Origin of the sequence: Alteromonas sp. CyTr2 (assembly GCF_947311905.1) — a bacterium.
Taxonomy (GTDB): domain Bacteria; phylum Pseudomonadota; class Gammaproteobacteria; order Enterobacterales; family Alteromonadaceae; genus Alteromonas; species Alteromonas macleodii.
The window spans coordinates 1-23,901 of record NZ_CAMZMZ010000005.1 but is presented as its reverse complement, the minus strand read 5'-3'; the positions used below and the strand labels follow the sequence as shown (position 1 = coordinate 23,901).

General features: G+C 44.3%; 22 protein-coding genes. 7 read left to right on the top strand and 15 right to left on the bottom strand.

Annotated features, from left to right (window positions below):
* Window positions 1–186 precede the first annotated feature (186 nt).
* From QME20_RS04620 to rpsB, 10 genes are all read right to left on the bottom strand, one after another.
* Window positions 187–702: an OmpH family outer membrane protein gene (locus QME20_RS04620; RefSeq protein ID WP_014948561.1), complete on the bottom strand. Its 516-nt coding sequence runs from the start codon at window positions 700–702 to the stop codon at window positions 187–189.
* Window positions 703–764: 62 nt separating this feature from the next.
* The gene (gene bamA / locus QME20_RS04615) at window positions 765–3,242 is read right to left on the bottom strand and encodes an outer membrane protein assembly factor BamA (protein WP_281715531.1); all 2,478 of its coding nucleotides are present in this window, start codon (window positions 3,240–3,242) and stop codon (window positions 765–767) included.
* Between the two features lie 58 nt (window positions 3,243–3,300).
* The gene (rseP, locus tag QME20_RS04610; RefSeq protein WP_049585985.1) at window positions 3,301–4,653 is read right to left on the bottom strand and encodes a sigma E protease regulator RseP; all 1,353 of its coding nucleotides are present in this window, start codon (window positions 4,651–4,653) and stop codon (window positions 3,301–3,303) included.
* Window positions 4,647–5,834, bottom strand: coding sequence for a 1-deoxy-D-xylulose-5-phosphate reductoisomerase (gene ispC / locus QME20_RS04605; RefSeq protein ID WP_281715530.1), 1,188 nt, complete (start codon window positions 5,832–5,834; stop codon window positions 4,647–4,649). Before ispC ends, rseP begins: the two co-directional genes overlap by 7 nt.
* Window positions 5,834–6,697, bottom strand: a complete 864-nt coding sequence (locus tag QME20_RS04600) for a phosphatidate cytidylyltransferase (protein ID WP_281715529.1) — start codon at window positions 6,695–6,697, stop codon at window positions 5,834–5,836. Before QME20_RS04600 ends, ispC begins: the two co-directional genes overlap by 1 nt.
* A 54-nt stretch (window positions 6,698–6,751) precedes the next feature.
* Window positions 6,752–7,534 carry a polyprenyl diphosphate synthase gene (gene uppS, locus QME20_RS04595; protein ID WP_014948556.1) on the bottom strand — a complete coding sequence of 261 codons (783 nt, stop codon included), beginning with the start codon at window positions 7,532–7,534 and terminating at the stop codon, window positions 6,752–6,754.
* Window positions 7,535–7,543: 9 nt separating this feature from the next.
* Window positions 7,544–8,101, bottom strand: a complete 558-nt coding sequence (gene frr, locus QME20_RS04590; protein ID WP_014948555.1) for a ribosome recycling factor — start codon at window positions 8,099–8,101, stop codon at window positions 7,544–7,546.
* Window positions 8,102–8,124: 23 nt separating this feature from the next.
* A complete protein-coding gene (pyrH, locus tag QME20_RS04585; RefSeq protein ID WP_014948554.1) occupies window positions 8,125–8,862 on the bottom strand; it encodes a UMP kinase in 738 nt (245 codons plus the stop codon).
* A 237-nt stretch (window positions 8,863–9,099) separates the two neighbouring features.
* Window positions 9,100–9,972 (bottom strand): translation elongation factor Ts, encoded by an 873-nt coding sequence (gene tsf / locus QME20_RS04580; RefSeq protein ID WP_014948553.1) that lies wholly within the window; start codon window positions 9,970–9,972, stop codon window positions 9,100–9,102.
* A gap of 121 nt (window positions 9,973–10,093) precedes the next feature.
* Window positions 10,094–10,825, bottom strand: coding sequence for a 30S ribosomal protein S2 (gene rpsB, locus QME20_RS04575; RefSeq protein WP_014948552.1), 732 nt, complete (start codon window positions 10,823–10,825; stop codon window positions 10,094–10,096).
* A gap of 412 nt (window positions 10,826–11,237) precedes the next feature.
* Here rpsB and map point away from each other — a divergent pair, with 412 nt between their 5' ends.
* From map to dapD, 3 genes are all read left to right on the top strand, one after another.
* The gene (gene map, locus QME20_RS04570) at window positions 11,238–12,032 is read left to right on the top strand and encodes a type I methionyl aminopeptidase (RefSeq protein ID WP_014948551.1); all 795 of its coding nucleotides are present in this window, start codon (window positions 11,238–11,240) and stop codon (window positions 12,030–12,032) included.
* A 321-nt stretch (window positions 12,033–12,353) separates the two neighbouring features.
* A complete protein-coding gene (gene glnD, locus QME20_RS04565) occupies window positions 12,354–15,005 on the top strand; it encodes a [protein-PII] uridylyltransferase (protein WP_039224764.1) in 2,652 nt (883 codons plus the stop codon).
* On the top strand, window positions 15,002–15,826 hold the full coding sequence (gene dapD, locus QME20_RS04560) for a 2,3,4,5-tetrahydropyridine-2,6-dicarboxylate N-succinyltransferase (protein ID WP_014948549.1): 825 nt from the start codon (window positions 15,002–15,004) through the stop codon (window positions 15,824–15,826). Before glnD ends, dapD begins: the two co-directional genes overlap by 4 nt.
* A gap of 130 nt (window positions 15,827–15,956) precedes the next feature.
* Here the strand turns inward: dapD and QME20_RS04555 are convergent, their stop codons facing one another.
* From QME20_RS04555 to QME20_RS04545, 3 genes are all read right to left on the bottom strand, one after another.
* Complete coding sequence (locus QME20_RS04555) at window positions 15,957–16,406, bottom strand: flavodoxin domain-containing protein (protein WP_039223258.1); 450 nt, start codon at window positions 16,404–16,406, stop codon at window positions 15,957–15,959.
* A gap of 66 nt (window positions 16,407–16,472) precedes the next feature.
* Complete coding sequence (gene truC, locus QME20_RS04550; protein WP_239219865.1) at window positions 16,473–17,288, bottom strand: tRNA pseudouridine(65) synthase TruC; 816 nt, start codon at window positions 17,286–17,288, stop codon at window positions 16,473–16,475.
* Window positions 17,289–17,304: 16 nt separating this feature from the next.
* Entirely contained in the window at window positions 17,305–17,649 is a 345-nt protein-coding gene (locus QME20_RS04545; protein WP_231506420.1) for a YqcC family protein, read from the bottom strand.
* Between the two features lie 210 nt (window positions 17,650–17,859).
* On the opposite strand from QME20_RS04545, the gene QME20_RS04540 reads away from it, so the two are divergent.
* The 4 genes from QME20_RS04540 to glgC all read left to right on the top strand — a co-directional run bounded on the left by QME20_RS04540 (window position 17,860) and on the right by glgC (window position 22,444).
* The gene (locus tag QME20_RS04540) at window positions 17,860–18,909 is read left to right on the top strand and encodes a DUF3549 family protein (protein WP_281715528.1); all 1,050 of its coding nucleotides are present in this window, start codon (window positions 17,860–17,862) and stop codon (window positions 18,907–18,909) included.
* 27 nt (window positions 18,910–18,936) lie between these two features.
* Entirely contained in the window at window positions 18,937–19,212 is a 276-nt protein-coding gene (locus QME20_RS04535) for a DUF3301 domain-containing protein (RefSeq protein ID WP_281715527.1), read from the top strand.
* 1,320 nt (window positions 19,213–20,532) lie between these two features.
* Window positions 20,533–21,030, top strand: coding sequence for an Hsp20/alpha crystallin family protein (locus QME20_RS04530; RefSeq protein ID WP_199820706.1), 498 nt, complete (start codon window positions 20,533–20,535; stop codon window positions 21,028–21,030).
* 40 nt (window positions 21,031–21,070) lie between these two features.
* A complete protein-coding gene (gene glgC, locus QME20_RS04525) occupies window positions 21,071–22,444 on the top strand; it encodes a glucose-1-phosphate adenylyltransferase (protein WP_281715526.1) in 1,374 nt (457 codons plus the stop codon).
* Between the two features lie 86 nt (window positions 22,445–22,530).
* Here the strand turns inward: glgC and QME20_RS04520 are convergent, their stop codons facing one another.
* Together QME20_RS04520 and QME20_RS04515 are read right to left on the bottom strand one after the other, a co-directional pair.
* On the bottom strand, window positions 22,531–23,184 hold the full coding sequence (locus tag QME20_RS04520) for a GNAT family N-acetyltransferase (protein ID WP_044556927.1): 654 nt from the start codon (window positions 23,182–23,184) through the stop codon (window positions 22,531–22,533).
* 221 nt (window positions 23,185–23,405) lie between these two features.
* Window positions 23,406–23,771 (bottom strand): DUF3192 domain-containing protein, encoded by a 366-nt coding sequence (locus QME20_RS04515; RefSeq protein WP_014997556.1) that lies wholly within the window; start codon window positions 23,769–23,771, stop codon window positions 23,406–23,408.
* Window positions 23,772–23,901 lie beyond the last annotated feature (130 nt).

The following is a 23,901-nucleotide window of genomic DNA, read 5'->3' as shown; positions in this document are numbered from 1 at the left end:
CTCCTGTATACAAGCATGACCTACAACTATTTTATACCAATACAGATGATTGATTGGCATTCTGGTCAAACTCGCCGTAAAAACTAAAAACGGCGGCAACCATACGCTGTTAAGCGCAAAAAACAAATCAGACCAACACCTTTGGGGAGTTGGTCTGATAAATTTTACAACTGACTAGTGCAGTTATTAGTTAGTTTTGCTTACTTGCTGAAGAACTTGCTCAGATAAGTCGTGCTCTTCTTTTGCAAACGCAACCGCACCAGCGTTAAGCACTAGGTCATAACCTTGCTTTGCTGCAACAGAGTCGATAGCTTGCTTGATTAGGCCAAGAAGCTTGTTGCGCTCTTCGTTGCTGCGACGTTGAATGTTTTGCTGCAAAGGTTGACCTTTTTTAGCTAGCTCTTCACGTACTGACAAGATTTTTTGTTCTAGTTCTTTCTTCTCTGCATCGCTCATTGTCGCTGCGTCGCGCTGAAGACGTTCTGCGTAGAACTGACCATCACGCTGCAGTTGATTCACTTCTTCAAGCTGATCTTTAAATTCAGCCTGAATAGCGTTTTGAATTTCAGCCGCTTGAGGCATCGCTTGGAAAATACCTTGCACATCGACAACTGCAACTTTCTGCTCAGCCATTACAGATGTACTAACTAAAGCGCTACCCAACATTGCTCCTGCAACGATATGTTTAACCAACTGTTTCAAAGGGAACTCCTTTTGTGAATCTTATTATAGAGCGCGCCTAAAAACGCGCTCGCTTTAATGTCTTAGAAAGTTTGACCAATGTTGAAAGTGAAGAATCTCGCATCGTCACCATCACGTTGCTGTATCGCTTTCGAGAAGCTGAATACCATCGGTCCCATTGGTGATACCCATTGGACCGATATACCTGCCGAGCTACGATACAGGCTCCAATCAGAATAGTCCAATAGCTCACCGCGTTGTGTAGATGCTATGTCAAACTGACGGTAATAGTCATAGTCGAACTCAGTATCCCACACGTTACCCACATCCACAAACAAACTTGTACGAACTGAGTTATCCATTTCTTCTTCAACAAATGGCGTAGGAACAATAAGCTCGATACCGCCAAGTGCCATCGCGTTACCACCTAGGCTTCGCGTTGACCAAGACAGCTGCGCATCAGCTGGATCGCCTGGGAACACTTCACCATCAGGCCCAACTATAGTACCCGTATTGCCTAGGAATACACCGCGAGGACCTACCGTGTTATTCTCGAATCCTCGTAGTGAATCAGAACCACCTGCTGTAAAGTTCTCTGTAAACGGTAATATTTGCTCATTGCCGTTAATATCACCGTAACCATTCCCGTAGCCAAGACGTACGCGCGCTAGGAAAGACCAGCGCTGGTTACGAGATAATGGGAAGTACCACTTACCGTCAAATACCGTTTTAAAATAGTTAACATCTGAGTTTGGTGTGGTAATGCTAAATGACGCTCGTTGAGATGAACCCGCCGTTGGGAACAAACCACGGTTTAGCGTACTTCGACTCCAGCTTATGCTTGCCAGGTAACTATCGTATTTAATCGCTGCATCTGGGTCTTCACCGTTCGTAAACTGGTTATAAAACTGCTCAGTTTGCTCGTAGTAACCACGGTTGTATAGCTCTACGTTGCTGTAGGTCAAACCGAAGTTAATACGATTAAACTCGTTAATCGGATAACCAATGTTCGCACCAATAGACCAACGCTTAGAGTTGTACTGAATAACGTTAAAGTCAGAACCGTCGAACTCACTATAGCCCAAGCTTCCGCCCAAACTAATACCGTCAATGGTAAAATAAGGGTCGTTGTACGTGATTTGCGCACTGCGCTGATATGAAACCGTGCTTAGGTTAAGACCCACACGTTTACCTGTACCCAAGAAGTTATCTTGCTGGATACCCGCCTGTAGGCTTAGCTTCGTTCTGTCACCATAGCCGATACCAGCATTAAACGAGCCCGATGGCTGTTCTTTTACGTTAAAATTAACGTCTACTTTATCTTCTGAACCCGGGATACGTACCGTTTCAAATTCAACCTCTTCCATATAAGTAAGTCGAGAAAGCTGGTTCTTTGAAGACTCAAGTAAGTTATTCGACAGCCACGTACCTTCCATCTGGCTTACATTTTGACGCAGAACACTATCGGCTGTTACTACGTTGCCGTTAAATTTAATGCGGTTGACGTAAATACGTTTGCCTGGGTCAACGGACAGCGTGAGCTTAACAGTTTTGTCTTCGTCATTAATTTCAGGAACCGTAGTTACTGTTGGGTAAGCGTACCCAAAGCGACCAAGATACTTACTGATAAATTCTTCTGTATACGTTACTTCTGCTTGGTTATACAATTCACCCGTAGTAAGCGGAAGCACGCGTTCAATATACTCTTCGTGCCCGAGTACATCGCCTACCAGCTCAACTTCAGAGATAGTGTATTGCTCACCTTCTGTTACGTTCATGGCGATATAGATACCTGACTTTTCAGGTGTCATTGAAACTTGTGTAGAGTCAACGTTAAAGCGAAGGTAACCACGGTTTAAGTAATGGTTACGCAGCGTTTCCATATCCCCTTGCAGCGTTTGCTGCTGGTAGCGAGTTTCCGACAGGAAATCCCACCAAGGCGTATCGTATTGCAGCTCGAAAGCCTCCATCAGCTCTTCGTCTGAGAAGATTTCGTTACCTACAATATTGATTTGTTCAATTTCAGCCGCGTCGCCCTCTTCGAAAAGTAATTTCAAGTCAACACGGTTACGCGGTAGCGGCGTTATAATAGCCGTCACGTCAGCATTATATTTACCTATGCTGTAAAAGAAGTCTTTCAGGCCATTCTCGATAGAGGTTAGTACGGTCTTATCGAGCGGCTCACCAATACGAACGCCGTTCCCGTCTAAGCTTTCCTGAAGTTGCTCATCTTTAATATCATCGTTGCCTTCAAAGATGATATTACTAATGGTAGGACGCTCAGCGACACGCACGACAAGCGTATTGCCATCACGAAGAATTTCAACATTTTCAAAGTGAGTTGAAGAGTACAACGAGCGAATAAGCTGCGTTACCCTGAATGTATTAAGCTCGTCGCCAACTTGAACGGGCAAGTAGGTTAAGGCTGCACCAAGTGCAACTCGTTGCAAACCTTCTACGCGAATGTCTTCAACGACAAATTCACTGTCTTGCGCCGCAGCATTGGCAAAGCTAGCACTGGAAAGAATGGCTCCGGCTGCTACTAACTGTTTTAACTTCATCTATTTTTCTTTTCCTGGCCGCGTTTTGTATTAGCTGTTTTGTACTTCCTGATTTGTATCAGGTTATGCGAGCGATATCGTTAAAAATTGCGATACCCATGATCATAAACAGAAGCACGCCACCTATTCTGTAACCCCATTCCTGCACCGCTTCAGGCACAGGTTTGCCTGTGATCCACTCCACGATAAAAAACATGAGGTGACCACCGTCAAGCATGGGCAAGGGTAATAAATTTATTATGCCTAAATTTACGCTTATTAAGGCAAGAAAACTCAAAAAGTACGCAAGTCCATACCCAGCACTTGTTCCCGCACCTTGAGCAATTGAGATAGGCCCACTCAAATTCTTCACTGACACGTCGCCCGTGATGAGCTTACCTATCATTTCGACACTGAGTGTCATAAGACGCCATGTTTTATCTAGCGCCTTCCCAATAGCCTCTATAATGCCATATTGATGCGTAAACACATACCCTTCTGGCCAAGGCTCAAATGTTGGGCTTACACCGAGATATCCACTTTGCCCTTGTGGTGTATCGCGGCGCGCTATCGTGGCATCTAACGTCAGTTGTTGTCCATCCCTTTGTATATCAAGCGAGATATTCTCGCCGGGACTTTCAACAATAACGTCAACTAATCGCTCCCACGATGACAACTTAGCGCCATTTAATGCAAGAAGCTCATCACCGGGTTTTAAACCCGCTTGCTGAGCCGCGCTTCCTTCACCTACAAACCCAACTGTTAACGTTGCATCTGGACGATAAGGGGTTAACCCTAAGCTGCTTAAAGGAGACTCGCTATCTGGGTCAAAGTTCCAAGAACCCAGTGTAAAAGTCAGTTCTTTTTCAACATTTGACGAATTTTTAACCGTAACATTGGCTTTTTCGGCGCCAATATTAGAGACTATTTCCAGGTTTACCGCTTCCCAATCAGGCGTAACCCTGTCGCCTACTTTGATGATTTCATCACCCGCTTGCACACCAGCTAGTGCAGCGATGCTCTCTGGTTCAACGCTTTTAACCACAGGTTTCACGGTTTCTAAGCCGACCAAGTACATCAACCACAATGCGAAGAACGCAAAAATAAAGTTAACGCCAGGTCCAGCAGCAATAACCGCCATGCGCTGCAAAACAGGTTTATTGTTAAACGCTTTGTCTTCTAACTCAGGCGGTACGTCATCAATGCGTCCATCGAGCATGCGCACGTATCCACCTAATGGGATCATAGCGATGACATATTCTGTGCCTGATTTACTTGTTTTACGCCATATAGGCTTTCCAAAACCAATTGAGAAGCGCTCTACCTGTACACCGCATTTACGAGCCACATAAAAGTGTCCCCATTCATGTACGGCAACCAAAATACCTAGGGCTACAATGAATGCACCAAGGCTCCATAAAAATGCTAGCACTGGAATTTACCTCGAATAATCTCGTTAGCCTTTGTTCTTGCAAGGCTGTCTTGCTCTAGTATTTGCTGAATAGAATTCACCGATACGTGTGGCATAGCATTTAACGTGGCGTCATTAACTTTGGCAATATCGCAAAACTGGATCTTACCTTCTAAAAAGGCCTCGACTGCCACTTCGTTTGACGCGTTCACTCGTGTTGTTGCACACTGCCCTTCCTTACACGCATCAATAGCCAGTTTCAAATTAGGATAACGTTCAAAGCAAGGGGTTTGAAAACTGAAATTGCCAATGTCAGAAAAGTCGAGCGGCGTAACGCCCGCTTCGATTCGCTCAGGATGCGCCAAACCATAGGCAATAGGGGTGCGCATGTCAGGGTTGCCCATTTGTGCGATCACCGAGCCATCAACATATTGCACCATAGAATGAATAATACTTTGCGGGTGAATAACCACATCAATATCATCTGCACCAGCACCGAACAGCCAACAGGCTTCAATGAACTCCAGCCCCTTGTTCATCATAGTTGCAGAATCGATTGTAATTTTTCTGCCCATCGACCAGTTAGGGTGTGTACTGGCTTCATCAATTGTAATTGACGAGAAGCTATCAAGCGGTCTTTCTCTAAACGGACCACCAGAACCCGTTAAGAGAATTTTACGAATGCCGGATGCGGCAAAGTTACCGTATTCATAATCGTGCGGTAGGCACTGGAATATGGCGTTGTGTTCGCTGTCAATAGGAAGAATTTCAGCGCCGCTTTGGTTCGCAGCCTCGATAAATAAAGCACCAGACATGACTAACGCTTCTTTATTGGCAAGCAAAACCCGTTTACCCGCCTTTACTGCTGCCAGTGTGGGTAAAAGCCCGGCTGCACCCACAATGGCTGCCATTACAGCATCAACTTCAGGCGCGCTGGATACTTCTTCCAGCGCCTTAGCACCAGCGAGAATTTCTGCATCCACACCGTACTGGGATGCTAACTCACAGGCTAGTTTGTAGTTAGCGTCATCAGCAATTACCACATAGCGCGGCGCGCATTTCTGGGCCTGCTCCATAAGCAATTCAAGCTGTGAGTTGCCAGTAATAGCAAATACGCGATATTTGTCTGGGTAGCGGTTTATTACGTCGAGTGTATTACAACCAATGGAGCCTGTGGCCCCTAACACTGTTACTGTTTGCATTACGCCATCCAGGTTACATAGCAGAACGCAAAAACAGGGAATGCCGCGGTTAAGCTGTCGATTCTATCGAGTACACCACCGTGTCCAGGGAGAATTTTGCCGCTGTCTTTAATGCCCGCACAACGCTTAAGCATGCTTTCGTTTAAATCGCCAAGGGCGGAAACAGCCACCGTAATACCGCCGATAGCAAGGTGAAGCCAAATACGCGAAGGCTCTACCTGATAGTGAAGGGCCGCAAAAGCGATAATAGCGAATGAAGCTGCAATACCGCCTAACAAGCCTTCTAAACTTTTACCTGGCGATACGTTAGGGCGTAACTTGTGGCGTCCGAATTTTACGCCAACAAAGAATGCACCAATATCTGCAGCCCAAACAATCCCCAGCACATAGAAGATGAGTGAAGCGCCGTAGAAAGGATCAACATCGTGCAAGCTCGTGCGAAGCGCAACAACCGCTACCCATGTGGGTATAAGCGTAAGTGCCCCAAATAGGGTTCTAACGCTGCGACTGTCTTTCCAGAACTTGGAATATTTGGGATAGGCTAGCACCATAAATAAAGACGCTATCCACCATAATACGGCAACCGTTAATATGGCACGGTATAAACCATGTAATTGGCCTTGATACCAAATCGTGCTGGCATCAACAATAAGAGACAAGGCTATACATATGGCAAAGGCACCTGCCATATAAATGAGCTTTTTAGGACGTTCACGTACGCCCGACATATTCGCCCATTCATAAGCGCCAATGCCGACAACACCAGCAATGGCTATTTCAAACCAAAAAATAGGAAGGAAAAGAATAGCGTAAAGCGCCAGTGGCGCGAGGATTAATGCAGTTATTATTCGTTGTTTTAGCATAATTTGCCCTTGGCTATCGTTACCAGGGCAAGCCTGATAATTGCCTGTATGGTGTTAACCATCGGCTGTGACTACCTGTTCACCGGTTAAACCGAAGCGACGTTGGCGAACGTTAAAATCGTCTACGGCCAATTGAAACACGTCTTCGTTGAAGTCGGGCCATAGTACGTCGGTAAAGTACAACTCTGCATAGGCACATTGCCACAGCAAGAAGTTGCTAATACGGTGTTCGCCACCTGTGCGAATAAGAAGGTCTAACTCAGGAAGGTTAGCTGTTGAAATGTGCGCATTCAGTGCGTCTTCACAGATGCTTTCCACATCAAGTTCGCCGCTTTTCACTTGCGTAGCAAGCTGCTTAGCCGCGTTTACAATGTCCCATCTACCACCGTAATTTGCGGCGATATTCAAGACCAAATCTTTGTTGTCTTTGGTCATGTCTTCAGCTTTACGAATTTTTTCGACAAGCTTGGCATCAAACGCCTCAACATCACCAATAACCTGTAGACGTACACCATTTTTGTGTAGTCTTTTTGCTTCGCTATTGAGGACAAGATTGAACAGCTCCATTAAGACACTGACTTCTTCCTCAGGACGTTTCCAGTTCTCACTTGAAAACGCGAATAGCGTAAGTGATTCAATACCGTTTTGACGTGCAAAGCGCACAACAGAACGAACAGACTCTACCCCGGCTTTATGACCAAAGGTACGAATTTTCCCTTTCTTTTGCGCCCATCGACCATTGCCATCCATAATGATTGCAACATGCTTCGGGCCAGCAGATTCTGCTGGCACCTCTGCTTTTGTCGATTTGGCTGCGCTTAAACGCTTTCCAATCATAATACTTACTTATACTTCCATTAGTTCTTTTTCTTTGTCAGCAAGCATGCTGTCAACTTTCTTAATGAAATCGTTAGTAATAGATTGAATGTTCTCTTCAGCAGCGCGGCTCTCATCTTCACTGATTTCTTTTTCTTTAAGAAGATCTTTGATGTCACCGTTCGCGTCACGACGGATGTTACGGATAGCGACACGACCACCTTCCGCTTCATTGCGAACAACGCGGATAAGGTCTTTACGACGCTCTTCAGTAAGAGGAGGAAGTGGAATACGAATTGAACCACCTGCACTCATTGGGTTTAAACCCAAATCAGACTGCATAATGGCTTTTTCTACCGCTTGAATGGCGCTTTTATCAAACACAGTTAACGCTAGGGTACGACTGTCTTCTGCTACGACGTTAGCCACTTGCTTTAGCGGCGTGTCTACGCCGTAATAAGGTACCATGATGCCATCTAGAAGGCTTGGATGCGCACGACCTGTGCGGATTTTGCTGAATTGGCCCTTAAGAGAAACTAGGCTTTTTTCCATGCGCTCTTGCGCATCTAATTCAATTTCATCAATCACGATTTGTATCCTATTGTTCTTAATTAATCGTTGTCAGCGTGGCGAATAACAGTACCTTCTTTTTCGCCCATCACAACACGCTTCAGGCAACCTGGCTTATTCATGTTGAATACGCGAATTGGCAAGCTGTGATCGCGCGCCAAAGTAAACGCTGACAAGTCCATCACTTTAAGTTCTTTTTCTAGTACTTCTTGATAAGTCAGTTCTTCGTAAAGCGTTGCTTCTGGGTTTTTCACCGGATCATCACTATAAACACCATCAACTTTTGTCGCTTTCAATACCGCATCGGCTTCAATTTCGATACCGCGTAAACAAGCCGCTGAGTCTGTGGTGAAGAAAGGGTTGCCTGTACCGGCAGAGAAGATAACAACACGGCCTGACTTAAGAAGGCTAATGGCTTCTGCCCAGTTGTAGGCATCGCAAACACCGTTTAGCGGTATTGCTGACATCATTCGCGCATTTACAAATGCACGATGAAGCGCATCGCGCATGGCTAAGCCATTCATTACGGTAGCCAGCATTCCCATGTGATCGCCAACAACGCGGTTCATTCCCGCTTTTGCTAAGCCTTCGCCACGGAACAAGTTACCACCACCGATAACAAGACCAACTTGAACACCAAGTTCAACCAGCTCTTTAATTTCTTGCGCCATTCTATCTAGCACTTTAGGGTCTATGCCAAAGCCTTCCGCCCCCATTAGGGCTTCACCACTAAGCTTTAACAAAATGCGTCGGTATGCTGATTTTGGTGTGATACTCATAGTTTGAATTGTCCTCGTAAACCCGTTTTGTCCTATGTCTTTCAACAAGCCACTGATGTAAAAAACATAGGACAAAGCGCTTTCGTTTGTCAGGCAGGCGCGTACTTAATCTCGCCTAGCTTCACACTTACGCATTGCAATGGCAACACTAAAGACGTTCAGCTATAAAAAAGCACCTCCTAAGAGGTGCTTTGTAGTTTATCTAACTATTGCTTAATGCAAAAGATAAACACTCAATTATTTCTTAGCAGCAGCCATTTGAGCAGCTACTTCAGCAGCGAAGTCTTCAGTCTTCTTCTCGATACCTTCACCAACTTCGAAACGTACGAAGTTGATTACGTCTGCGCTGTTGTTCTTAAGAAGCTCAGCAACAGAGATTGAAGGATCTTTAACGAAAGGCTGACCAGTCAAGCTCACTTCGCCAGTGAACTTCTTCATGCGGCCTGCAACCATTTTCTCAGCGATATCAGCTGGCTTACCAGACTGGATAGCGATTTCGATTTGGATTTCTTTCTCTTTCTCAACAACTTCTGCTGGAACGTTTTCAGGCTTAACGAACTGCGGGCTTGCAGCTGCAACGTGCATTGCAACGTCTTTCGCTAGCTCTTCGTCACCGCCAGTAAGGATAGAGATAACACCAATACGGCCGCCGTGTACATACGCGCCTAGTGTATCGCCTTCAACGTTGATAACGCGACGAGGAGAGATGTTTTCGCCGATTTTAGCAACAAGTGCGTCACGAACTTCGCTTACTTTAGAACCGTTAAGTTCTGCATCGTTAAGCGCTTCGATGTCGTTGATGTTGTTAGCAGCTGCTACTTCTAGAAGCTCGTTACCAAATTTAAGGAAACCTTCGTCACGTGCTACGAAGTCAGTTTCACAGTTTAGTTCAAGCATAGTCGCGCGACCCGCTTCAACCTTAGTAAGGATTACACCTTCAGCTGCGATACGGCCTGCTTTTTTAGCCGCTTTCGCTTGGCCTGATTTACGCATGTTTTCAATGGCTAACTCAATGTCACCATCCGTTTCAACCAGGGCTTTTTTACAATCCAGCATACCTGCGCCAGTACGTTCGCGCAGTTCTTTAACTAGTGCTGCAGTCACTGCCATTTTTCAATTCCTCAGCATTAAATATAAATTCGTTAGGTAAAAGGGGCGATGTCGCCCCTCTCAATACGTTTCGTATTGTAGTACTGCCATATTATTAAGATATGACAGTAAGCAATCAGAATTACTCTGCTGCTTCTACGAAGTCGTCTTGCTCAGCTTGTACTTCAAGGTTGCTTTCGCGACCTGAGTTGATAGCGTTTGCAGCAGCATCCAAGTAAAGTTGGATAGCGCGGATAGCATCGTCGTTACCAGGGATGATGTAATCAACACCGTCTGGGTTAGAGTTAGTATCAACAACACCAACAACAGGAATACCTAGGTTACGAGCTTCTGTTACAGCAATGTGCTCGTGATCTGCGTCGATAACAAAGATCGCATCTGGAAGACCGCCCATGTCTTTGATACCGCCAAGGCTGTTTTCAAGCTTGTCCATTTCGCGCTGAAGCATAAGTGCTTCTTTCTTAGTTAGCTTCTCAAACGTACCGTCTTGGCTTTGCTGCTCAAGATCTTTAAGACGCTTGATTGACTGACGTACTGTTTTCCAGTTAGTCAGCATACCACCTAACCAACGCTTGTTTACGTAGTACTGGTCGCACTTAAGAGCAGCATCTTTAACTGCTTCGCCAGCTGCGCGCTTAGTACCAACGAAAAGGATTTTACCTTTCTTAGACGCAACACCTGAAAGGTAGTTAAGTGCGTTGTTGAAAAGTGGAACCGTTTTTTCAAGGTTGATGATATGAACTTTGTTACGAGCGCCGAAGATGAAAGGCTTCATCTTTGGGTTCCAGTAACGAGTTTGGTGACCGAAATGCACACCTGCTTTCAGCATGTCACGCATAGAAACATTAGCCATTTTATTTTCCTCTTGGGGTTAGGCCTCCATATACCCCTTGTATCGATTCAGGCCAACCTAAATTGAACTGAACACCCCGATACGAAGTGTCGGTATATGTGTGTTTTAATAAAATAAATTTACCCTCTAAAACGGTGCCAAATGCACGTGGCAAAATGAGCTTTCCGTCAGGGCGCGCGCTTTATACCACAATCCCATCTAAGCCTCAAGTTTTGAGGGTAAAAAGCGACAAACTGAAGTATTTAGGTAAAAGAAAGTATAGAACCCTTAATGAGCTCGCTTTCCACCTCAGCCCTTACCAGATAAAATCCCGCAATATCAAAACCTTACTAAGATTGACCTGAATAGTGTTATAATGCGTAAGTAATCAAAATTCTTCATCAAACTAGTTTCAAACGATTTGAGAGGCGCTGTGACAGCTATTATCAAAACCCCAGAAGAAATCGAAAAAATGCGCGTAGCCGGTAAATTGGCAGCCGAAGTGCTTACTATGATAGGGCCTTACGTAAAGAAAGGCGTTACCACTGATGAGCTAAATACTATTTGCCACGACTATATTGTAAATGAGCAAAAAGCGGTACCTGCGCCTTTAAACTACGGCCACCCGCCTTTTCCTAAATCTATCTGCACGTCAGTAAACCACTGTATTTGCCACGGTATTCCTTCTGATAAGAAACTGAAAGACGGCGACATCATTAATATCGACGTCACAGTTATTAAAGATGGCTATCATGGCGATACGTCAAAGATGTTTGTGGTGGGTAAGCCTTCTATCCTTGCAGAGCGCCTAATTCGCGTTACCCAAGAATGCTTATATAAAGCTATTGAGCAAGTGAAACCGGGTATGCGCCTTGGCGATATCGGTCATATTTGTCAAACCCACGCAGAAGCGCATAACTATTCAATAGTTCGTGAATACTGCGGCCACGGTATTGGCGCTAGTTTCCACGAAGAACCACAAATTGTTCACTACGGTAAGCCAGGTACAGGTGATGTGTTAGAGCCAGGTATGTGCTTTACCATCGAGCCTATGGTCAACGCAGGCAAGCGCTACTCAAAAGTGCTACCAGACCAATGGACTGTGGTAACTAAAGACAGAAGTTTAAGCGCTCAATGGGAGCACACCCTATTGGTCACTGAAACCGGCGTTGAGATTCTTACGCTTCGCGAAGAAGAAACCTTGGAACGCATCATTTCTCACGGATAAATCGACTTCGACAATATTGATAACGTTTCGAATAATCGCGTTAAAAATATGATTTCAGAAGATTGAGTCTATCGAATTATGCAAAGCAGCCGTTGAATTCGCGGCTGCTTTTTTATTGGCTCGTTAGCTCAAATTCCAACTATCAAAGTTCGGCATCGTGTTCGCACTCCCCTCATATTTACTGCGCTACACACCTATAACAAAAAACCATAAATATTCACAATTCAACCTAACTTATGCATTAATTTGCTACTGCGAACTACTAGCAATTCATGCTATTGTTCTTAGCGTCTAAAAAGAAGTCTATTTCAAAGGTGTATTTTGACGCTGCAATCACTGATAAAGAATATCGACACAATTAGCTCTGTTGATGAAATCCCCGCCATTAAATCGTGCGTGGAAGCCAGTTATGCCTGGATAACGGAGTCCTTCGACGCTACGCCGGTTAATCAACTCGTTACCGGTCGTGCACAGTTCGTCGATGCGTTGCTTTGTCACCTTTGGCAACTTTATGGTTTAGATACCGTCGACGAATTATCGCTTTGCGCCGTTGGTGGTTACGGCCGTGGTCATCTGCAACCTCATTCAGACATCGATTTACTCATAGTTAGTAAAAAGAAGCTTAAGCCCGATGTACAAGAAAAAATTGGCATGTTCATCACTCTTTTATGGGATATCAAATTAGATGTTGGGCAGTCAGTTCGCACTATCAAAGAAACGGTCAAGCTAGCAAAAGACGATATTACGATTGCGACCAATTTAGTGGAAAGCCGATTACTTTGCGGCAGTGAAGCCACCTTTGATAAATTGTGGGATGAAGTTAACGGTCGAAACTCATGGTCGAGCAAAGCGTTTTTCTCTGCCAAGTATGACGAGCAAAAAAAACGCCACGCCAAATTCAACGGTACCGCTTATAACCTTGAACCTAACATCAAAGAAAACCCCGGGTGTTTGCGTGATATTCAATCTATTGGCTGGGTCGCCAAAAAGCATTTTAAAGAATATGACGGCTGGAATTTAGTAGGCCACGGCTACTTTACAGAACAAGAGCACAGTGAATTAATTGCTTGTCGCATGCACCTTTGGAAAATGCGTTGTGCACTACATCTGGTTGCAGGCAGAAGCGAAAACCGACTGCTGTTTGATTACCAACCTGACGTTGCAAAAATGATGGGGTATGGTGAAGAAGGTAAATCGTCTGTCGAAAAAATGATGCGGGACTTTTTCCGCACAGTGGCGCGGGTGTCTGAACTGAATCAAATGCTGCTTCAGCGCTTCAAGTACGACATGCTGAACCAAAGCGTTCAGAAAAGCGTGATCATAAACGAAGATTTCGAACTGCTCGATAACATGATATCGCCACGACACGAAACCGTGTTCTCCTCTCCCGAAGCAATCTTGGACTTTCTGCATTTGGTGGCTAACACGCCAGAAGTACAAGGCCTCAGTACGATTTGCATACGTCAGCTGCGCAACGCTCACCGCGCTTTTGAAGCAGAATACTATGTTGAGCGCCCGCTGTGCCGCGAAAAATTCATGCGCTTAATGAAACAGCCTGAGTTCTTTGATTTTGCATGGGACATCATGCATCAATACGGCATTTTACAAGCTTACCTTCCTGAATGGGATGCCATTGTTGGTATGATGCAGTTCGACCTGTTTCACGCCTACACGGTGGACGAACACACTCACCGATTAGTGAAGCATGTTAACTACTTTTTCTCAAAGGCAAATAAAGACTTCCCACGCTGCGGCAGAATTTGCAGAAACCTTGATAAACCAGAAGTGCTTTACATCGCTGCTATTTTCCACGATATCGCCAAAGGTAGAAATGGCGATCATTCCACATTAGGCGCCCAAGATGTAGCAAAGTTCTGTCAGCAACACGATGTTCCCAGCGACGATGCTGAAATGATTGCATGGCTTGTAGAAAACCATCTACTGATGTCAGTGGTAGCCCAACGCCGCGATATTTATGACCCTGACGTTATAAGCGAGTTTGCTGGCGCGGTAAGAAGCCACAATCACCTTAATTTGCTTTATACGCTCACCCTTGCCGATATTCGTGCCACCAATGACAATCTTTGGAACGACTGGAAAGCATCTTTACTTCGCGAATTATATTTAATGACGCAAAAGGCATTGGATAATGGACTACAGTGTCAAGTAACATTGAACGAGCGAGTAACTACTCACAAACACCAAGCAAGGCAAATTTTGCAAGAGCGCGCTATTGAGCCTGTTGCTATTGATGCATTGTGGGCCCGCCTGGACGACGATTACTTTGTTCGCTTTAAGCCTACTCAAATCGCGTGGCATACTGACGAAATTATTAAAGCTCAGAATGAATGGCTTACACCAGAGCACGATGGCCTGTTAGTAAAAGCAAATGACAACAGTGCGAAAGGTGGCACTGAGGTGTTTGTTTACGGCAAAGATAGAAAAGCATTGTTTGCGCAAGTCGCGTCAGTGCTGGACAGTCGCAACTGTTCAATTCACGACGCCCACGTTACCGTGACCAGAGATGGCTATGTGTTCGATAGCATGCTTATTCTTGAAAATGACGGCAGTCGTATAAGCTCAGAGTCTCGCATTGCGTCCATTGAAAATGCTATTTCTGCCCAACTTGAAAAGCCGGGGCGTTCGCACGAAAATAAGCGTAAATTGCCTCGGCAAATGAAACAACTTGACGTGCCTACTAAGGTACGCTTTTTCAATATCAACGATGAAGCCACGCTTATTGAGTTAGAAGCCCTAGACGCTCCGGGCATTTTAGCTAAAATTGGTCACGCATTCGTTGATACTAATATGACGCTTAAGCTTGCGAAAATTGCCACCATTGGCGAGCGAGCCGAAGATATTTTTATCGTCAGCAATGAGGCTGGCAAAGCATTAACCCAAGAACAACAGGTGAACCTTAAAAAGCGTATCCTGTTCAAACTCGACCAACTTGAAGATATCACAATACCATGAATGAATTGAAAGCCATCATTGAAGACGCCTTCGAAAATCGCGATAGCATTAGCCCTTCATCTGCACCTGATGAAGTAAGAGATGCAGTAGCACAAGCTATTGACCTTTTAAACACAGGTAAAGCGCGCGTTGCAGAAAAAATTGCTGGCGAATGGGTAGTACATCAATGGCTTAAAAAAGCTGTTCTACTTTTCTTCCGTCTTCACAACAACGATGTGATTGAAGGCGCCGAAAGTAAGTTTTATGACAAAGTACCGCTTAAGTATACAAACTATACTGCTGAACAGTTTGCGGCTGACGGCGCGCGTATTGTTCCACCAGCAGCGGTACGTACGGGTACATTCGTAGGTAAGAACGCGGTTGTTATGCCTTCTTACGTAAACATTGGTGCGTTTGTTGATGAAGGTACTATGGTTGATACATGGGCGACAGTAGGCTCGTGTGCGCAAATTGGTAAGAATGTTCACCTTTCAGGTGGCGTGGGTATTGGCGGCGTATTAGAACCACTTCAGGCTAACCCCACCATTATTGAAGATAACTGCTTTATCGGCGCCCGTTCTGAAATCGTAGAAGGCGTGATTGTTGAAGAAGGTTCTGTTATCTCAATGGGCGTTTACATCGGTCAGAGCACGCGTATTTATGACCGCGAAACCGGTGAAGTTCACTATGGCCGTGTACCAGCAGGTTCAGTAGTAGTGGCGGGCAACCTGCCAAGCGCAGATGGTAAATACAGCCTTTACGCCGCTATCATCGTGAAGAAAGTAGATGCGAAGACCCGCGCGAAAGTAGGTATCAACGCGCTACTTCGCGGCGTAGAATAAGCAGTACTTCTGGCTTATCGCTAACGGCTCGGGTTAATTTCAATTAGCCGAGCCACATGCTGAAAGACTCACAAATTAAAAGAGGCGCTTATGCGCCTCTTTCTTTTCGTAATCAGAACATCTCTAAGAATTAAGCCAACAGCTTGTCTTTAATGGTGTTGACCCACTCAACTACGTCTTTTTCGGGCTCTAGGGTTTCAATCGCGTCAACCTCTAACATATCGGCAACTGCGTTACCTTGTAGCTCGGTAAGCAACGCATGAAACTGTTTACCTGCACCACAGAAACTTTCGCCATAGCTGCTATCGCCTAGGGCTGCCACCGCGAATGGCTTGCCGGTTAGCATAGGCGATTCGTCTTTCAGATCTGAAAACACAAACTCAAGGTTTGGTGGTACATCGCCCTGCCCTGTTGTAGAGGTAATGATCAAAAGTGCGTCAGCATCAGTAAAATCTGCAACCGACGGGTCGCTTTCAAGTGAGCAATCCACGCCCTGTTCAGCTAAGTTCTCTTCCACCTGCTCAGCTACGTGTTGCGCATTGCCGTAAACTGTACCCGCAATAATTTTCAATGTTGCCATTTTTACCTCTTAAACCAATGATCGTCGCCTTTGTCGACAGGCGGAAATTCTTACTATTTTATCAACCTAAACGCAAAACGGCGCTAATTTTTCGAGCCATAGTCGCATTTCACTGTGCATCTGTGAATTAATCGTTACCCACTTTCCAGTGATAGGATGAGAAAAGCCCATTTGAGTACAACTTAAGGCCAAATTGTTAAAATTAAAGTGCTGCTTGGCGAATTTGTTTTGTTTACCGTCCCCGTGGGTCGTGTCGCCGATAATGGGGTGACGAATATGAACCATGTGCCGACGAAGCTGATGTTTGCGACCGGTACTAGGAGAAAGCTTAACTAGCGAATATCGTGCACTTTGGTATTTGCCCACAGGCTCAGGCACTTCGAATTTTGCCACTGACTGATACATAGTTGATGCAGGTTGTGGCGGCTGCTGCGGGCGCTTATGCTTGTCTGCAATTTTGTCGTAGCGGTATTTTAGGGCGTAATCGATATACCCTGTGTGATGCACAAAACCGCGAACTATAGCGTGATACGTTTTTACTACCTGCTTGTCCATCATCTGCTGTCCAAGCTTTGCTGCAATTTCTGAGCTAAAGCTAAACACCAGCACACCTGAAGTGGGTCGGTCTAAACGATGAGCAGGATAGACGTGCTGGCCTATTTGGTCTCTAAGTGTCTGTACTGCGAACACCGTTTCATGTCTATCAATCGGGCTTCTGTGTACTAGTAGGCCAGGCGGCTTCTCAATCGCGATGATATGTTCATCTTGGTACAGCACAGGTAAATGAAGAGCATTAACGCTATCTTCCTCACCAACGTCTACCTTTCCTATTGTTTGCTCATCTGAATGCACAGTTAATTGGCCTTTTAAATCGTTCTGCATAGTGCGTTGTGTTTACTCACCCAATGTCTCCATTGGCAATATTATCAATAACTTGAAGCTGGGACAGAGTGCGCTGATGCGCCGATGACAGATATATTTCTGCTGCGGGCGCAATTTGCATGGGTGGTAAAGGCATTTCCTGTTTCAACAAAATGCGCATTTTGGGTATAAAAATAAAAGCCAACCAACTCTCAAACGCTAAACAGTCGACCGCAAAAGGAACCGCACTTTCCATAGCATTATTTAGGTCTTGTTCCGAAGGCTCTTCATTTGGCCAAATACCATCCTGATACATGTCTGTTTCTAATTGTATCAATGCTTTACTTAATGCTATGTGATGAGTGCTATTCGTTTTAATCACATCCTCTCCGCAATTCAAAAACGCTTCTATTTCGAAGCGCGCAGTATATCAGGGGCTAAAGGTCAACATAAGTCCGCGTGTCTTATCGTTGAATTTCTTCTGCTGTGATACCATTACCCGTCTTTGTTGGCGGTATCTCATCGATGTGCCCCTTTGAATAGATGTGACAGCCTGGCAAATTTTGATTAAAGCAGTATTTTGGAACGAGTTATGAGCGCTAACGGTATTAATTCTATCAGCGAGTTTTTGTTACATGCAGGCACTGAATATCAGGTTTTTGATTTAGGTCGTCGCCTTGAACCCACCGATAGTCAAACCTTTCTAGAAATAGAAAACGGCAGTGCTTACGCGCCCTACCCTCGTCAGCAGCATGCGTGGTTCGGCATCGTCTTTTGGAATAAAAATGCCTCCACGCAACACTATATTTGGTTTGTGAAACTGCCGCTTGATGAGCAAGGCTTAGTGGTGGCCGCAGCAAGAAATCATTTTCTAGAGATCATAGTTGATGCACTTGGTCAGTCTGTTGCTGAAGATACTGAAAACGCGCAAACTTTGCCTGATAATCCTTATTCGTTTGTTCCCAATCAATCGCAGCTCGCTCAATTTAACGCATTAGTTAAACGCACCCTAAACCAACCTTTAAGTGAAGAGTCGCAGAATGTTGAGGCCTACATTCAAGCCCCGCAACTTGTTGATTGGCAGCAAATATCCATGCAGAGCGTGGCCGACTTTGTACATAGCCTAAGCCATCACCCCAAACAAGATGTATTAGCGCAGGCAATTAAAAACAACACCTCACTTTACTCGGACGTTTTCCTTAACACATTGATGGAAATGAGTGAAAGCGTTTCTCTGCCTGAAAATTTATTAGCGGCGTATTTGGATGAGATAGATAAAAGTGACGAAATCAATTTAGCGGCGTTAAGAGGCACGTCAGAGGGTACCTTTAACCCGACCATTAACAACAAACTACTCGAACTATTAAAAAGCGAAAAGTCGCAGAGACTTGATATTTTAAGCGTTATTGCAGCACGTCATTTCGAGCAAATGGAACCACTACTGCTTAGTGCCTTTTTAGAGCAGGCGGCAAACGTTGATGAAAAAGAGGGTCATAAGGGCGCCTTATTCGCAGGCTTCTTTTCAGATTTAGTACAAGTCCCGAAGTTACGCAGACAAGTGCTAACACTCCTGCATTCCAAAGCCAACCCTCAGATTCTCAGCAATGCATTTCAACAATTGTTTGCACAAGCGAGAAAGTAAATGACGTTACTTGAGTTAGTGGTGTGAATGGTTATTGGGTTTACTGGCTATCAGTTTTGGCGCATTCGAGCCATTTCTGAGCAAACAAACACTTACCTAAAGCAATACTGCGATAAACACGGTTTACAATTGCTGAGTGTGGCAAGAGCTAAAACACGATTTTCATTCAAATATGGAAAGCCTGACTGGCACAGTGTATTCAACTTTGAGTTTTCGAGTAATGGTGAGGATCGATATACTGGGGAAGTTGAATTGATAGGTGTAAGGGTTATGCGAACAGAGGTGCCGCCGCATAGAGTTTAAGCTTCTATGTCAAAAAGCGTGAGCGGTTCTTAATTCACCATTCAGGTCAGGTTTTACATAACAAATGCATACGGATTGGTAATAAACAACGCAAAAAAAGGGGAACCTAGCGGCTCCCCTTTTTCCTGGAATTTTGAGTATCCTTCTCCGCGATCCTTTGCGACTACAATCTTCCCGATTAAAATCCGTATACGCCCCTTTCCATCTACTCTCGCGCCTTCCTGTGCGAGCTACACTTCCATGCGTAGGTCCCTTTCCTTTTTTCCTAAATTACTGCACATCCTACATGCAGTGTTCCTCATCCTGAGGCTGTCCTTGTCAGGCTCCGCTGACGATCCCTTCCTTCGTTCCATTTTTCGCTGCACATCCTGCTACAGCTTTGCTAATCCTTTAGCATGTCCTTCTTTCATCCTTGGTTTGCTCGTCCATGCAAACTAGAAATTCCTTGATGGCTCTCCTGCCGTTGGCTCCTTGCCTCTAGCTCCTTGCTAGCTTTAGTCCCTTTATCCCTGCAACGTCCTGTTTGTGATGTCCTATCACGTTTCTCGTCCTTGAATTCCTTTATTCCCTATCAAATCCGTTTTCAACGTCCGTTTAATGCAGCATCCTATCTGCTTTCTCTTCCCTTTACTCACTGCCTTGTGAGAGTCTCATCCTTAAGTTGTCCTAACTTATTCCGTTGATGATTCCTTACTCAATCCGTGACTCGTCGTGTTTCCTTGTGACATGTTCATAGTATCCCTTCCAATTATTACCGCCATATTGAATTACAGGGATTTAAGAAAGTTTTTTGTACGACTTTCGACTACTTTTAAAAATATGCAATAGAATCAAAGACTTTATACTTTAGTATAATTTTTTATTTCAGAATTTAGGTAAGATCACTCACAGCGTTTGTAGGAAATGTCTTACAAGCGAATGAGGCAAAAATGCATTTTTGTAAATATGCTAGGAAACGAGAGGACAACCAAGAAAGCGTTAACAAAGTTTACCTACATCTTGAGTTACTTTGAAAGCTAAGCTTGTGACTACAAGTTTAATGGACGGTACTTTTCCTCAATGGCATAGCAATGCAGACGACATATTAGTTATAAGCATATAAGAGCGAATATCTAATCGTGCTCCGTTTACGCTTGTCTAAAGCGCGGTGAAAATTTGCAATACCTTTTCCACTATCGATTAAAAAATAAACTATTCTTATATTGACTGGGATCAATATCATTAGCGATTAAATCTTGTTAACTATTAGCAGCTGATAAGTCAAAGCTTAGGTAGTTCGGCTCACCATAATCTACTTATTATTGCGATAGGAGACTTATTATGAGTAATTTACCCATAACTAATCGTTCCAGTGACAGTAAATCAAACAGCTTCTTGTCTAGCTTCTTTGGACAAAAGGCCCTTGATAACTTCTTTCAAGATTTTTCTAGTCATTTTCCCTTTTCAAAAGAGTCCTCCGGTCTTATAGACACCAAACTAGATTTCGTTACGCCCAAGGTCGATATTGTTGAGCGTAAAAAAAGCTATGAATTGACTGCGGAATTACCGGGGTTAGAGAGTAAGGACATAAAACTATCGCTGTCAGACGACATTCTCACTATAAGCGGGGAGAAGAAGTATGAAAGCGATGAAGATAAAGAAGACAACATACACGTGATGGAACGTAGTTACGGCAGTTTTCAGCGTAGTTTCAGGTTACCTGTGAGCGTAGAGCAAGATGCTATTAACGCAAATTTTAAGAAAGGAGTACTCAAGATACTTCTTCCTAAATCGGCTAAAGCACAGGAATTACAGCGTAAGATTGAGATAACAGACTAGATACAAATAGCGCCAGGGACGGCTGAATTCGGAGCCTGATATGAATGCTGAAACAGATATTTACCAGATAATGAAAGATACCTTAGTTTTAGTCTTGGCCGGTGGCCAGGGCTCAAGGTTGAAAGAATTAACCAAAATGCGCGCTAAGCCTGTACTAGAGTTTGGGAGCCACTGTCGTATTATAGATTTTCCATTATCGAACTGTGTTAATTCAGGTCTAAAGCAAATTGCCGTGCTGACTCAGTATAAGTCACAGTGTTTAATTCGCCATTTGATGCAGCATTGGAGCCCGTTGAACAACAGCTTTGGCGGTCGATTGGATATTTTAGCGGCATCACAACAACGGTCTGAAAGCTGGTATCAGGGAACGGCAGACGCGTGCTATCAGAACATGGGTTATATTAAGTCGGTGGCTCCGAAATACGTTTTGATTCTTTCAGGAGATCATGTCTATAACATGGACTACCGTAAACTCTTAACTACCCATGTGAAGAGTAATGCTGAAATGACAGTGTCATGCATCGAAGTGCCTACTGAGTTAGCCGTGAATCAGTTGGGGGTGTTAAAGGTTGATTGCAATAGTCAAATTACCGCATTTGATGAGAAGCCCCGCGTTCCCCATGCACTGGTCGATGCTCCTGACTATTGTTTGGCTTCCATGGGTAATTATGTAGTTAACGCTGATGTATTGTTCAAATTACTCACCGAAGATGCTGGCTCGCTTAACTCTGAGCATGATTTCGGCAAAGACGTCATCCCTTCAATTATTGCTCAGCATCGAGTTTTCGCTCATCGCTTTCGTAGCCCCAATGGTGCGCAAATTCCCTATTGGCGAGATGTGGGCACCTTGGACAGCTATTGGCAAGCTCATATGGACTTGCTGAATAACTCAAGTTTATTAAACCTATCCGATCCCACGTGGCCTATTTGGGGAAGCTCTTTTTCACGGGCGCCCACCGAAATTACTAATGGTAGCCACTCGACCTGCTGTGAACTTAAACAAGTATTAGTGGGTTCAGGCTGTAAGTTAAACAGTTGCTCTGTGAGTCAGTCAGTTTTGTCATCAAATGTTAGTATTGGCACAGGGTCAATAATAGATAAAAGCGTGTTGCTACCCGAGGTAAATGTAGGCAGTGAAGCCAGGTTAGCTAATGTAATTGTTGATAAAGGGGTAAACATCCCGCCTAACTTCGTAATTGCTGATACCGCTATAGCAAAACAACAAGGCTTCACAGTTACCCGAGAAGGTGTCATTTTAGTCACTCAAAAAGTTATCGATCGAATCAACGGCTCGTTAGCGGATATCGATAATATACAAAGATTTATGAAATCGAGTTATACCGGCCCTTTACCGGCGAGAATTGTAACTCCGAAAAGTCACGAGTTCCGCGATTACGTACTGTCCGAAAGGTAAACAGTGTTTTGTTTAATGCGTTCAATTCTGAACGCATTAAATTAGAACCCATTTTAGAACCTCAGTATAGGTGTCCTGGCAATATACTAGTTTTGTTTTTTCCTAAACATTATATCGCCGTCTATATGTGACAAATGAAGTTGACTAACGATTTGATAATTGTCGTCGTTAAAGAAGTGACGATGGGAAGGCACGGTGACAAAAACCGCGATGCCTTCGCTTTTGGCGTCTTCTTCTACAACGCTGTCAATTGCACCTAATAAAATATGTCCAAGACCATGGTGCTGATAATCAGGATGTACTGCGATAAAGCTCAACATATGGAAATTGTCGGCGGGTACTAAGGCGCGTACTTTTTCTTCTTTTTCTAACATTTGCTTAGTACCAAATAATCCGGCCGTCAAAAGCATTCGCAATCTCCAATGCCAGTAACGTCCTGAACCAAATGCCGCATCGGGTGCGGTTAAACACGCCACAGCGATAAGCCTGTCGTCATCAAACAGACCTATCATGGGTTGTTCTGCAACCCAGAATGCGTTGAGTTCTTCGCGAATCGCGGAACGAAGGCGGCTTTCATAGCCTTCTTTCTCTGCTTGAAAAATGTCGATGAAAAGGGGGTCGTCTACGTATGCATTGTAAAGAATGGAGGCAGCAACTTTCAGGTCATCAACAGATAAGTAGATAGCTTTAACCGTATCTTGCAAGGGGGCTATTGCGTTATTAATCGCATCGGTATTCATCAGGGGCTCCTTGTACGCAAAGTTGTTAGTTGCAAATGCCCATTCAAATAAGATGGGCAAGGTGGATAAAAATGCGGCCGCATTTAACATTGCGCCAACCACCTCACAAGCTGTTCAAACTTTAGCCTACTCGAAAACCCCTCACATGTTAACTTTTTATTAACATTTAAAAGTAAAGATAAATTCTGCTTTTATATTTAGTCACTAAAATTGAAGCGTGTTTAGTGCATCAAGCTATAGGCGCTGTCACCCCAACCTACCAAATTGCCGTTTCTGAAAACTAATGGGGTGCACTCGTCTTTTGTAGTTATACCGTCGCCCATTGTTTTTTGAGTACGGTAGTAAAGTACGCGATAAGTGCCGTCTTGCTTTTCGAACAATTCGTTAAAGTCAGCAACACCCATTTTTCTCAGCACAGTTTCGTAGCTTGTCCCTGTCTCAAGATTCGCAATGTGTTTGCGATTATTAAACTCTCTATCTTCCCAATCGGCACCATAGTGACTATCTGACCCTCCACCTACAGATACCACACAGCCTGAAAGTAAAACTGAAGATGCTAAAGCTAAAGAAAGAAGAACCGTTTTCATGTGTATTCCTTAAATTATGTGTGTTGTTTTTATTTGATACTACGTCTACTTTGTGAGGTGGTTTAATTGAGTTGACCAGTCCAGTTAAGGATATAATTGAACTTTAGCTGGAGAAAGTAAATGGCCGGAA

What these genes read in the sequence shown, in the direction of transcription:
- QME20_RS04600 (WP_281715529.1), bottom strand. Translation starts at nt 6,697, where the DNA reads ATGCTAAAACAACGAATAATAACTGCATTAATCCTCGCGCCACTGGCG.
- ispC (WP_281715530.1), bottom strand. Translation starts at nt 5,834, where the DNA reads ATGCAAACAGTAACAGTGTTAGGGGCCACAGGCTCCATTGGTTGTAAT.
- tsf (WP_014948553.1), bottom strand. Translation starts at nt 9,972, where the DNA reads ATGGCAGTGACTGCAGCACTAGTTAAAGAACTGCGCGAACGTACTGGC.
- dapD (WP_014948549.1), top strand. Translation starts at nt 15,002, where the DNA reads ATGAATGAATTGAAAGCCATCATTGAAGACGCCTTCGAAAATCGCGAT.
- uppS (WP_014948556.1), bottom strand. Translation starts at nt 7,534, where the DNA reads ATGATTGGAAAGCGTTTAAGCGCAGCCAAATCGACAAAAGCAGAGGTG.
- QME20_RS04515 (WP_014997556.1), bottom strand. Translation starts at nt 23,771, where the DNA reads ATGAAAACGGTTCTTCTTTCTTTAGCTTTAGCATCTTCAGTTTTACTT.
- truC (WP_239219865.1), bottom strand. Translation starts at nt 17,288, where the DNA reads ATGCAGAACGATTTAAAAGGCCAATTAACTGTGCATTCAGATGAGCAA.
- rpsB (WP_014948552.1), bottom strand. Translation starts at nt 10,825, where the DNA reads ATGGCTAATGTTTCTATGCGTGACATGCTGAAAGCAGGTGTGCATTTC.
- QME20_RS04555 (WP_039223258.1), bottom strand. Translation starts at nt 16,406, where the DNA reads ATGGCAACATTGAAAATTATTGCGGGTACAGTTTACGGCAATGCGCAA.
- QME20_RS04540 (WP_281715528.1), top strand. Translation starts at nt 17,860, where the DNA reads ATGAGCGCTAACGGTATTAATTCTATCAGCGAGTTTTTGTTACATGCA.
- pyrH (WP_014948554.1), bottom strand. Translation starts at nt 8,862, where the DNA reads ATGAGTATCACACCAAAATCAGCATACCGACGCATTTTGTTAAAGCTT.
- bamA (WP_281715531.1), bottom strand. Translation starts at nt 3,242, where the DNA reads ATGAAGTTAAAACAGTTAGTAGCAGCCGGAGCCATTCTTTCCAGTGCT.
- QME20_RS04520 (WP_044556927.1), bottom strand. Translation starts at nt 23,184, where the DNA reads ATGAATACCGATGCGATTAATAACGCAATAGCCCCCTTGCAAGATACG.
- QME20_RS04535 (WP_281715527.1), top strand. Translation starts at nt 18,937, where the DNA reads ATGGTTATTGGGTTTACTGGCTATCAGTTTTGGCGCATTCGAGCCATT.
- QME20_RS04530 (WP_199820706.1), top strand. Translation starts at nt 20,533, where the DNA reads ATGAGTAATTTACCCATAACTAATCGTTCCAGTGACAGTAAATCAAAC.
- glgC (WP_281715526.1), top strand. Translation starts at nt 21,071, where the DNA reads ATGAATGCTGAAACAGATATTTACCAGATAATGAAAGATACCTTAGTT.